At 56.2% G+C, this 11,392-nt stretch carries 10 protein-coding genes; 7 read left to right on the plus strand and 3 right to left on the minus strand.

The annotated features are described in order from the left end of the window. Positions 1 to 97 precede the first annotated feature (97 nt). Positions 98 to 838 (plus strand): hypothetical protein, encoded by a 741-nt coding sequence (locus tag TERRO_RS14820; protein WP_052313351.1) that lies wholly within the window; start codon positions 98 to 100, stop codon positions 836 to 838. Between the two features lie 287 nt (positions 839 to 1,125). Beyond that, positions 1,126 to 1,671 carry a hypothetical protein gene (locus TERRO_RS22195; RefSeq protein ID WP_157178376.1) on the plus strand — a complete coding sequence of 182 codons (546 nt, stop codon included), beginning with the start codon at positions 1,126 to 1,128 and terminating at the stop codon, positions 1,669 to 1,671. Between the two features lie 154 nt (positions 1,672 to 1,825). Here TERRO_RS22195 and TERRO_RS14830 read toward each other — a convergent pair whose 3' ends face one another. Then, positions 1,826 to 2,821, minus strand: a complete 996-nt coding sequence (locus TERRO_RS14830; protein WP_014786504.1) for an alpha/beta fold hydrolase — start codon at positions 2,819 to 2,821, stop codon at positions 1,826 to 1,828. A gap of 563 nt (positions 2,822 to 3,384) precedes the next feature. Between TERRO_RS14830 and TERRO_RS23960 the strand changes: the two genes are divergently transcribed. Next, the gene (locus tag TERRO_RS23960) at positions 3,385 to 4,104 is read left to right on the plus strand and encodes an RNA polymerase sigma factor (RefSeq protein WP_014786505.1); all 720 of its coding nucleotides are present in this window, start codon (positions 3,385 to 3,387) and stop codon (positions 4,102 to 4,104) included. Positions 4,105 to 4,961: 857 nt separating this feature from the next. Continuing rightward, positions 4,962 to 5,537, plus strand: a complete 576-nt coding sequence (locus TERRO_RS22200) for an OmpH/Skp family outer membrane protein (protein ID WP_014786507.1) — start codon at positions 4,962 to 4,964, stop codon at positions 5,535 to 5,537. A 12-nt stretch (positions 5,538 to 5,549) separates the two neighbouring features. Here the strand turns inward: TERRO_RS22200 and TERRO_RS14840 are convergent, their stop codons facing one another. Beyond that, positions 5,550 to 6,518, minus strand: a complete 969-nt coding sequence (locus TERRO_RS14840; RefSeq protein ID WP_052313352.1) for a serine hydrolase domain-containing protein — start codon at positions 6,516 to 6,518, stop codon at positions 5,550 to 5,552. A 310-nt stretch (positions 6,519 to 6,828) separates the two neighbouring features. Here TERRO_RS14840 and TERRO_RS14845 point away from each other — a divergent pair, with 310 nt between their 5' ends. The 3 genes from TERRO_RS14845 (at position 6,829) to TERRO_RS14855 (ending at position 10,114) form a co-directional block, all read left to right on the plus strand. After that, positions 6,829 to 7,719: an alpha/beta hydrolase gene (locus tag TERRO_RS14845; RefSeq protein WP_014786509.1), complete on the plus strand. Its 891-nt coding sequence runs from the start codon at positions 6,829 to 6,831 to the stop codon at positions 7,717 to 7,719. Positions 7,720 to 7,799: 80 nt separating this feature from the next. Then, positions 7,800 to 8,570 (plus strand): TIGR03435 family protein, encoded by a 771-nt coding sequence (locus TERRO_RS14850; protein WP_281047901.1) that lies wholly within the window; start codon positions 7,800 to 7,802, stop codon positions 8,568 to 8,570. Between the two features lie 722 nt (positions 8,571 to 9,292). After that, positions 9,293 to 10,114, plus strand: coding sequence for an acetamidase/formamidase family protein (locus TERRO_RS14855; protein ID WP_245536107.1), 822 nt, complete (start codon positions 9,293 to 9,295; stop codon positions 10,112 to 10,114). Positions 10,115 to 10,289: 175 nt separating this feature from the next. Here the strand turns inward: TERRO_RS14855 and TERRO_RS22205 are convergent, their stop codons facing one another. Beyond that, a complete protein-coding gene (locus TERRO_RS22205; RefSeq protein ID WP_014786512.1) occupies positions 10,290 to 11,255 on the minus strand; it encodes a TIGR03435 family protein in 966 nt (321 codons plus the stop codon). Between the last annotated feature and the right edge of the window lie 137 nt (positions 11,256 to 11,392).

Here is an 11,392-nt window from a genome sequence, read left to right on the forward strand (position 1 = left end):
TCGGAAGCTCGGACCGGATTACTTCCCATATTGCGACTTCTGCCGGTCTCGTGAATGTTCGTGAGGATTTAGGGTCAGCCACAGCAAGAATGAGATTATGACGCACATGATCTCATCACGTCAGTTTTTCGCTATCTACTCGGGGGCAGTCACTCTTGCCTTTGCAGGTGTGGTCCTGCTCGGTGCTCGGAGACCCGCTCAGAACACGAGCTTCGATCAGATCACCGTTCACCGTATTAACGTGGTCGAGCCAGATGGAACCACCCGCATGGTTCTCTCAAACAACGCCGAGTTCCCTGGTGCGTATTATCTGGGCAAAGAGTACCCCAGGACGGATCGGGACGCCACAGGGATGCTCTTCAACGATGAAGAAGGCACTGAGAATGGGGGGCTAATATTTGGTGGCAAGAAAGACAAGAACGGCGTCACTCACAGCTGGGGCCATCTCAGCTTTGACGAGTACCAGCGAGATCAAACGATGGTGCTTGAATCAAACAGCGATGGCGCTTCGAGGAACACCTACTACGCCCTCAACGACGATGATCGACCGTACTCGCTTACTCCCCAGTTCTCGGCCGAATGGCAGCGCGTTAAAGCTATGCCGCCAGGACCGGCCCGCGTCGCAGCGAGTCAGGCATGGCACACCAAGTATCCAGGTGGCATTGTGAACAGAGGCTATTTTGGGCGCGGGCGAGACAAGTCTGTAACGCTCAGCCTCAAAGATCAGCAGGGACGTGAACGCCTCGTAGCCAGCGTAGGACCGGACGGGGCGCCACGGATAGACTTCCTGGATGCGAGTGGGAAAGTCATCCGTTCGATTAGCAGCGACACGAAATGAGAGCTCGCGCGGAGCCCCCTTGAGTATTTTGACCAGCCTGGACCAGCCCCCTCAACTGACGACAATGCGACTTGTCGTTCCCAAGAAAGGAGCTAGGAGACGCTCGGGTCCTGGAGAGGACGAACGCTACCGGAAAGCATATCTGGGTGGGGGCGATTTACTGGAACGATCCGAGTGAACGCGGTGTCTAAACACACATGCGCGCAGGTATTGCTACATGTCTCCTTATGCTTTCCATCCGCCTTTCCGCTCATGGCCAGACGACTGCGTCCATTCCGCCGAGTCCGATGCATCGAATCTACACGGAAGACCAGGCAGACCTTCCCGACAGCGGCGGAACAGTCTCCTACGAGCAGTACATGCAGCGCGTAACAAAACGCATGGCTGATGTGCGGCAGTTGCTCACGGACGGCAAGCTTACGACTGGCCGCGATCTTCGAGATGCGTCCCTGATCTTTCAGCATGGAAACACCGAGGCGGACTGCTTGTTTGCGCACGTGCTGGCAATGGAAGCTCTGCTGCATGGCGACATCGGTGCGAAATGGGCGGCGGCAGCAACGCTGGACCGGTACCTTCAGCTGATTGGCAAGTCGCAGATCTTTGGAACGCAATATCCGTCGGATGCGAGTGTTCCCAAGGTGACCACGAGCCCGACGGCCGAGCGCCTCTCCGGAAGAAGCCAGCAACCCTACGATCCGCGCCTTTTGCCTGACGGTGTCCGGCAGGACTTTTGTGTTCCGACCGTAGAAGAGCAGAAAAAGAATGTAGCAGTGTTCAACACGGGCGCACGTCCGAGCGGCACAGCGATGCGAAGTGCCGGTTGCATGAACTAAGAAGTACTCTGGACCAAAAGACCGCTTCGCCGCCGATAAACCCAACTCATCTAACGAACTCCCACCTCTGCAGTGAAGCTAATGTGAAAATGCCGTCGTCCGAGAGCATTCGTTCATGCCGTTGGTAGGCGTAACGTTAGTCTGACTTAGGAGACTACCGTGGAAGCGAATCGATGAATTTGTGGATCTCATTCAGTACATCGTCTTGATTCGAAACGAAGACCGAGTGAGTCGCATGCGGAAGAATAACTACGCGCGCTGTAGGCACGTCTTTTCGCAGAGTCGCGATATAACGACGCGTGCGTGCGACGTCCGACGCGTCAGCTCTTGCCTCAACGTTTGGATGAGGCTCACGTGCAGGGCCACGATGCCTCAGAGCGAAGACCGCTAATAGAGGCACACCCACATTCGTAAATTTCTCTTGTCCGGCCATCATTGCTGAAAAGGAAGAGGGAACCGGTTCTTTGTCTGCATCAGGAGGCGGCGGGTAGTCGCGCAGCTCATTCTGTCGTTCCATCAAATCGCCTTGCAGTCGGGGTAGTTCCTCCAACAAGCTCCGAATGATAGCTGACGCGTTGGCCGGGCCTTTACCAGGCACCAGTTGCGCAAGCTCTTCCCGGACTATCCGGGAATCGATCAGCAGATTTCCTTTGGATGGATCGTAGAACGCATAGCCGTAGGCTGCGTCAAGATAGACCAAGCCTGCCACTCGGTCAGGAGCACGGCTACCGACAAAACTCAGTTCCTCCCCGGCAAAAGAGTGACCAATCAGCACTGGGTTTACGAGCTTTAGGGCGTCCAGCACGGCCACAAGATCTGTTCCGAGCTGCGAGGCGGAATAGTTTGTACCGTCTGGTACTGGTGAACTGGAACTGCCTGTGCCCCTTGGGGTGATTCCCAGAACGTGGTATCTCTCCGCCATCCTCGGCGCTATCGTATCGAACACATGGGCTGTCCCACCAAGACCTGGGATCATAACGACCGGTTTCCCGGTCCCACCCCAATCTATGACCTCCAGACTGACAGCAGGAGCTACTTCAATGAACCGAGTGCTGTGAGGCGTTGTGTCCGATTCCTGCTTCTCCAGAGGTTGTGCTGCGAGACAAAACATCATTGCAGGGAAGCAAAGAAAAGACCGAATCCATCTCATGCGCCAGACTCCATATCAGCTAACTGCTCCAGCATCGCTATCAAGGAGTTCAAGCGAGTGCTTGTTGCCTTATATCGCAGATGCATCCGCTCGTCTTCCTTGAAAGTTGGTTTTTAGGAAACTGTGCGGATTGGCAACGATACACGCCGTTCGCGGAAGCTGGCCTGCACCACCGTCAGCAACGATGAGTGACCTCCAGAAATCTGATCTGCTTTAGGGGGGCGAGGCCGGAACGTGCGCGGCGCCGCGCTCGATCCCAGGCTCCTTCGCCTTCGGTGACGACTCAAAGTGACTCAGACTCGCCAATGTTCGGAGATGCCGTGCAGTAGGGGCTGGAGTGGCTGACTACCGACCTTCCCCCGCAGCCTGCCAATTATTGATGCCTGCTTCTTTCCGACATCGGATGCCAGGGAGCCCGGCCACTCACCCTCGCAAAAGTTTCTTTGCCATGATGGGGAAATCCATGCGTTTGAGGTGCATACCTTTTAGGAGCAACAAGCGTCCAGCATGAGAAGCACAAGCAGCCGGGGTACCTGCACGCAAGTCAGACTATCGAGGGTGATTTGACCAAACCTCCGTCACCTTCATTCGGGATAGTTCCTGCTGTCCTACTCCCAGAGCGTGAATCACGATCCACCGACCCTGCCCTAGAGCGCGGAAGCTTCCTGTTCTCAGCATTCAGCTCGATCCGGCTGAACCTGAGTTCGGATGAAGATCTCGCAAGGCTACTTCTAGAGGGGTCGGCCGAAGCACTAGCTGTGCTTTTCCGCAGGCATAGTCGGCTGGTTTACGGGATCGTTCGGAAGGTGTTGAGAAATGACGCCGAGGCGGAAGACACTTTACAGACAGTTTTCTTTGATGTGTTCCGCTCCATTCACCAGTTCGAAGCAAGCCGCGGCAGCTTTAAAACGTGGCTTCTCCTCTTCGCGTACCACCGGGCATACAACCAGCGGAGATTGATGCATGCCAGACGCTACGAAGACACCGATGCTCTCCAAGACCTGAGCCCTACTCAGCTCGGGCAGGTAAATTTGCACTCTCGATACGCTGTCTCTGAGCTCAGCTTTGCCATGAAAGAGGCCCTGCAGAAGCTTAAACCTCAGCAGCAGCGCGCCATCGAGCTCATCTACTTTGACGGCCTCACCCCAGAAGAAGTCTCTCTACAGACCGGAGAGACCGTTCGCGCTGTTCGGCACAATTTGTACCGAGGAATAGACGCTTTACGCGCTTTGCTTTCTACCCCTGATAGGCGACCAACGGAATCTCAGCGAGGTACACCTTGAACGATCACAGTCACTTTGAAGAGCTTTGCGCTCTCGAGATGGTCGACCAGCTTACGCAGCAGGAGCGCCTAGAACTGTCAGCGCATTGCTCCTGGTGCTCCGATTGTGCGGCCTGGTTATCTGACGCACACAACATAAGCAGCCAGCTCCTTGTTTCACATCAGGCAAACACGAAGATCGAAGCGTTGCCAATGGGTGCAGACGCGCGGTTTGCAGCCGAAGCTAACCGCCGGGGCATCCCCTTCGCACAGCCCAGACGACCTGCCTCACTGTCACCGCTTACGCTTGCGGTGGCCGCAGTCACCCTAGTTGCGATTGGCATAGCAACTGGTCTCTCGATCCACAAGATAGCTCCCGCCGTCATCCAAGAAGCTTCCGCTCAAAAAGAGACGACACCACGGGTCGCAGAGAAGGTTTCCATGCTGCCAAAGTCACCCGCCTTCGAAAATTCTTCGAGGCGGACGCCTTCGCAGAGGCGGATATCGCGTCTCGCTAAAGACGCAACACGCCCAGTTCTTCCGGTCACAGATTCGTCAGGCGCTACGCGGCCTCAACAGCGTGAATCATTCCAAATGCGTCCTGTCATGTTCGACTTCGGCAGCTGCTGTCAGTTTGTCGCCCAGAGGGTGGCGCTGGTCTCGCAACCAACAAATGTGCCGGCGATGCGCACCCTACCTCGTTTCGGAGAAACGTGGCCCCCTACGGCGCCGTCCGAACGCGCTTTCCGATACGAAGCTGCACTGCTTCCCTACAGCTCTAGTTTCCGTTCGTGGCAGGCGCAAGGTCTCGCTTTCCGACCGCAGATCCCGTCGTTTTCCTTCAACCTTGAGCACACCCGGTAACTCTGAGGATTCGCTATGAAGGCCGCTCTACTTGCATCAGCTCTTGTCCTGTTCTCATCCGCCTGCGTCGCGCAAGCTGCTCCTAGCTCCCCTACAAACGGCATCGTCACGATAGCGTTCAATACTGCCGTCCTACAGACGAACGAGGCGCAGCGCGAGCTATCAAGCCTCCAGACCAAATTCGCCCCTCGGCAGGCTCACCTTGAAGCTTTGAACGGGGAAATCGAAGCGCTCCAGAAGCAAGCGGCTACAGATCCCACAAAGGTCAACTCGATCAACGCGAAAGAAAAGCAGCTCCAGCGGGAGGGTGAAGACTTTAGAACCGAGTCCCAAACGGCGTCCGAACAGACCTTCCAGGCTGTTGCGCAGAAGGTGTACGCCTTTCTTCAGGAGTTCTCTTCGCAGCACGGATACACCGCCGTCATCGAACGCGGCTCGGATGCCTCCCCGGTCGTTTGGTACGCGGCTGCCAATCTTGACATTACGAAGACGGTCGTTGACGCGTATAACGCGAGAGCAGCTACGAGCAATACCGCCATACCGAACGCTCCATCTCCGCGTCAGGGAGCTCGTCAGCAAAATAAGCAGTGATCAATGGGCCGGTCACTGATCCAGCGCGACTGTAAGTAACTGGTCAGCGACGCTGTTCGCGGCCTCACCCTCCACATTGCTCAAGACCACTACTGCTATACGCCTATCCGGTACATAGCTCAGGCTGGTCTTGAAGCCCGCAATGGCGCCTCCGTGGGTCACGATAGTGGTTCCGGTCTTATTGGCAGTCACATAGACACCAAGGCCATAGCCGCCTTTACCAGGGGTCGTCATCAACTTCAGAGAGTTCTTGTTGAGCACTTGTCCGCCAAAGAGAGCGCGCTCCCATTTGAGAAGATCCTGCGTCGTCGAGTACATCGAGCCTGCTGCCCAAGGTACAGACATCGACAAAGACCTTACCGAAAGCAATCCCGACGTCCCCGGTCGATAGCCTTGAGCACGCTTCGTTAGAATCAGTCCGTCCACATCTAGCCCCGTGCTCTTCATCTCGAGCGGATCGAAGATCCTCGCCTGGAGCTGGTCGCCATAACTTTTACCGGTCACTTTCTCGATGACTGCTCCAAGGACCTCGAAACCCGAACTGCTGTAAGCCCATTTGCTGCCTGGTTCAAAGTCCAGCGGCTTGTTCTTGAAAAAATCTAGTTCCTCATCAACCGTATGCGACGTCATTCCCCATGCCGGCATTTCCTTGAAGCCGGTGAAGTCCGGGATGCCTGATGTGTTTCCCATCAGCTCTGCCAAGGTCACTTTCTGCCACGTCTGCGGCGCGTCCGGTAGATACTTGCTGACTGGATCCTTAATATCGAGCTTTCCGTCTTGCTGCAACAGCAACACCAGCGCCGCGGTGAACTGCTTGGTCAACGACCCTATTCGCAATCTAGTGTCGGGGGCATTGGGAATATTCCACTCTAGATCAGCCGATCCATAGCCCTGATTAAGCAGCACATGATCGCCCTCTGAAACCAACACCGTCCCCATGAAGGCGTTCGAGGCTGCGTAGGATTTAACGATCTGATCCATACGCTTCTCTACAGGTGTCGCTCCCGAACCGGGCGTACTCTGCGGGAAGGCCGAACTGGCACACGCAAGAGCTGTAGCTAAACTCACAAGTGCTCGCAAACTAGGCTTCATCTACTACCCCTGATTGGACCATCGCGGCCCTCTGAATCAGCTTAGGTGATATCAGACTCATCGGTTGGTATCGAGAATCGCCCTTGTGGGATGTCGGCCGGTTTGCCGCGCCTCGACGGCGGTTTTGGGCCGGATCGCTGACGAGAATGCGACTTCCCGTTCCTAATGCGACACGCATCGTTGTGCAGTTACGATATCCATGATGATGGAGTCGATCAGAAACGACCACGTTAGAACCTGGCTCTGTTCGCTCATGCTGTTGGGGTCTGCCGTAAGTTTGAAGGCGCAGCAGAGCGGTCCGGCAATCCCAGCAAGCTATGTGCGTGTGGACGGGATAACGTACGCCCAAGGCAAATCGGCTCCCTTGCTTGCGGACATGTACGTGCCGAAAGGTCCCGGCCTACATCCGGCGATCGTCTACATACACGGCGGCGGTTGGACCGGGGGCAGTCGGACAGGTTGGGATAAGCTGATCGCGCCTTTCGCGGAGCACGGCTATGTCGGGATGGCAATCGACTACGACCTCAGTCCGGGTGTCCGCTTCCCGATCGCCCTTGAAGAATGCAAGGAAGCCGTTCGTTGGCTTCGCGCCCATGCCATCCAGTACCATGTCGACCCGAATCGCATTGCGGTCGCTGGCGGCTCTGCCGGGGGAGAGCTGGCTGCACTTGTGGCGTTAACAAACGGCGATAACCGCTACGAAGTCGGCGCATTCAAGAACTTCAGTTCAAGTGTGAAAGCGGCCGTTCTCTACAGCGCTGACCTTGATCTGACGAAGTTCTCTGACACGGACGACGCAGTACACCCATACCTCGGAGGTTCGTGCTCGGCGCAACATGCTCTGTGCCTAGAGGCTTCTCCACAATTCCACCTCCATGGCAATCTGCCTCCCATATATATCGGCCAGGGCAACGCTGATGAGGACGTTCCGTACTCCCAATTCACCAGCTTCGTTGATGCCTATAGGAAAGCGAACGGAGCCATCACTCCCTTCACCGCGGAAGGCGGTCCACACTCGTATGCTGTAGACCCTCGTTGGTTTCAAGCAAATGTGGATGCCGTCTTGAGTTTCCTTCAGAAAAACTTGTAGACGTCACTTTCCTTGCTTGAAGGATCACCAGAATGGTCATACGGATGTCCGCGAAGTGTCTGCTCCAACTGACGGTCTTGATGGGTGCAGCTATCCTACCGCTGGGCGCACTGGCTCAGGCTGCTCCAGAAGCGTTGCGACCGTCTCTTCTGTCGACATTCGAGATCGTGTCAATTCATCCTATGAGACAGGATGACTTGCGTCCGGAGCACATCGACAATCCATCCAGACGCGGGTATCTAAGCGCAGTTAATGTCAACCTGAAGTCATTGATGGAGATCGCCTACGATATCCCTGATCTAAGGATGTTCGGTGGGCCGACTTGGCTGACATCAGAAAGGTTCTCCGTCGAAGCCAAGGCTGATCCGAGGTTAGACGAAGTGCTCTCTGCACTTCCGAACGATCAAGCGAGGCAGACGAAGCGAAAGATGATTGCGGCCTTGCTCATTGCGAGATTCAAACTGGCGGTACACGCTGACGCAAAGGTGATGCCCGTATATGCGATGGTTGTCGCAAAGGGCGGTCCAAGACTTCGCGGCAGACAGTACGACGGCGACTCGCAGCCCGCAGGCAGCGAGCTCATCAACATACGACCGGGCAACAACACGCTGCAGGTTCTCGCCTATGAACTTTCATGGCGACTTGGACGACCCGTTCTAGACCGCACGGGCTTGCAGGACAATCAGGCGGTCACGTTACGTTGGCGAGACGATGAGGGTTCATCAGATGAACTTAACGCCCCTTCGCTCCTCAATGCCATGCAAGAACAGCTTGGATTGACGCTTGAGTCCACGAAGGGCTCCGTACCAACCCTATTGATCGATCACGCAGAGAAGCCTGCCGAGAACTAGGACGACCCTCGTGACGATGCTGATCGCGTCCATCCGTTAAATCGCACCCCTAACTAGTACCGAGAAACGCCGTCAGCGGAAGTTCGCCGTGCAACCGCCATCGCAGCACGCCGTCTCGCTGAATCACTGACCGGATGTGACTTCGCGTTGTTAGGGGTCAGCGTTAGCGATTCCGGCGCGGGAGGCCCTTCAGTCGATCAGCCGTCGTGCTCTTCTCGGCATGCGGTAGCCTTGCTGGGGAACGTTGGGAGGCTCGAATGCTCAGACACGTTTGGTTGGTGGTCTTCGCTTGCAGTTTTGCGTGCGCGCAGGAGAAATCCATTGCTGGAGACTGGGTTCTTGATTTCGACTATCTCGGAAGCAAGATGTATGACCGTGCTCTGATTCAAAACGAGAATGGAAAACTCTCGGGAACTTTCCTTGGCCAGCCGTTCACGGGAACACGGACCGGAAACAGAGTCGTGTTTCATTCCACATCGGGCGGCGGCCATGGTGAAGCCACAGTTGAAGGCGAGGGTTTCCGCGGAAGCGAGATCATTCCTTCGGGAACTCAAGACCCTCATCCGCTGGTGCTGCAATTCATCGCGACGCGCGTTCCATCACGCCCTCAGCGATCGCCTAAGACACACAACTTCACGCCTTCTCTGTTCTATCGCAGTCTTTCAGCCTTCAACCCGCCTGCGCTGCATATTGCTCCAGGCGATTCCGTAAGGACGGAGACGGTGGACAACGCCGGCATCGATGGGAAGAACGTTCGCCGTACAGCTGGAGGCGATCCCCTCACTGGGCCTTTCTACGTCGACTCCGCAATGCCCGGCGATGTTCTCGCGGTCCACATTGTGCACCTCACACTGAATCGCGACACTGCTGGCAGTTGCGACGTGATCTCTTATTCCGCGATGAACCGTGACCTCGCGGTGATGACAAGAAACAACAGAAGCGCAGTAACGTGGCATCTGGACCGCAGTCGCATGGTTGGGTGGCCCGAGGGTCGGAGCGGTCATCTTTCGGACTTCGAAGTCCCGCTCCGTCCGATGCTCGGAGGGATCGGAACGGCATCAGATCCCGGCCCGCCAGCGACCTCTACTCTCGATTCTGGCAGCTCAGGCGGCAACATGGACTTCAATGAGATCGGTGCTGGGGCGACGGTGTATCTGCCGGTCAATGTACCTGGGGCACTCTTGTACCTCGGTGACGCCCATGCCCTTCAAGCCGACGGCGAACTGAACGGCACAGCTCTCGAAACCTCGATGGACGTTGAGTTCTCGGTTGATCTTCTCCCGCACAAGAGCATCAAGACACCGCGAGTCGAGACAGGGGATCACATCGCCGCGCTAGGCTTTGACGGAAGCGTCGATGGCGCTCTGAGAGCCGCCACGGACGGGATGGCAGATTGGCTTACGAAAGACTATGACCTGACACCATCCGAGATCGGCCAGATTCTGGGGGTCGGAGCGGAGTACCGCGTCGCGGAAGTCGCAGATCGCAACGCCGGAGTTGTTCTGGAAATACGAAAGAGCCTGCTCTCGAAGTTGCACAAATAGGCGTAGTGGACCGCCCTGTTTGTACGAGCGCCGCATGTACAAGCGAACTGCTACGACCACTGCAGCTTTTAGCTGCGAGCTTCAGCCCAACCGTCGAGCTCTAATTCGCGAGGACTTAACGCGCTCAGGCCACTCCGAAACTTTCAGGAGGGTTAACGCGCAGATAAAGCCTTCGCTAGTTCTCAGAGGGATATTCAACATGGTCCACAACGAAGAGTGTGGCGGTTCCTGTCTCTTTCTTTAGCCTTAAACCAAGCTGATCATTCAGCGCTGAGACGAAGCTGGGGCCTGGGACTTCCTCTGAGCCGGCTATGGGCCTCACTTCTTCGAGGTACTCCGGTGTGAATTCTAGGACAAAGTCATACGTACCGGAGAGGCCTGTTTTATCGAGGATAGGCCGGTCCAGGTCAGCGGCGCCGGTGAGCCAATCGGCAATGGCGGGCATAGTCATGTTGCGGCCACCCGTCAGCGAAAGGTAACGAGAACGTTGGGTCTGGCCGCCATCGCCGCACCTTCCGGGCCACCTGCTCACAAGATCACGCACCGGTGTCGCCGCAGGCGGCATGAATGGGGGACGTGCGCAGGGTTCCTGGAGGCTGACGTGCTGCTGCAGTTGAGTGATCGATTTCTTGTGGTGTTCTGAAACGTATAGGCCGTACACGTTCGTTTGGGCTTGCTCTCGATGAGCCTTTAGTTGGAAGCGGTCCTCCAAGACAAGACGCACCATCCCGCGGAGATCATCTTTTGAGGCTTCGAGCTTATCGGATTGGGCGAGAATGTCGAACCGATTATCTTTTGCCCATGAGGGTAGCTTTTCCATAAGCCCACCGTATGATTCGGTGACCTTCATCTTGTAAGCAAAGATGATGTACGCAACGAGCGGCTGATTTATCGCGGTGAATTTCCCGCGCGTCGGCGCGAAGGTGTCGCTGCGGTCCAACGGGACATTCGCGGAGGGTTTGTCACCTGACTTGTTCTCCTTCACGGAGACCACATCGAATCTTATTGGCTGCGCCACAGGCGATGGCGGTCTCTGTGCGAAGACCCACGCCTGCGGTGGCAAGACGAAGAACAGAAGAACTGAAGCGTGCAGGTACGCGTAGTATCTTGCCCGCCGATTCATCACCACAGAAGCTGTCATGTCAGATCCCGGCCGAAACCAGATCGAATGCTAGCACTTCGCACCCTGCGATCTTACAAAATGGGGCGTCATGTTCACGCATCCGGAGCCTGCCTCCGTATCGGGCGGCTGGGGCCTTGGAAGGCGGGTTGCCATGT

The organism is Terriglobus roseus DSM 18391 (genome assembly GCF_000265425.1).
In the GTDB taxonomy this organism is placed as follows: domain Bacteria; phylum Acidobacteriota; class Terriglobia; order Terriglobales; family Acidobacteriaceae; genus Terriglobus; species Terriglobus roseus.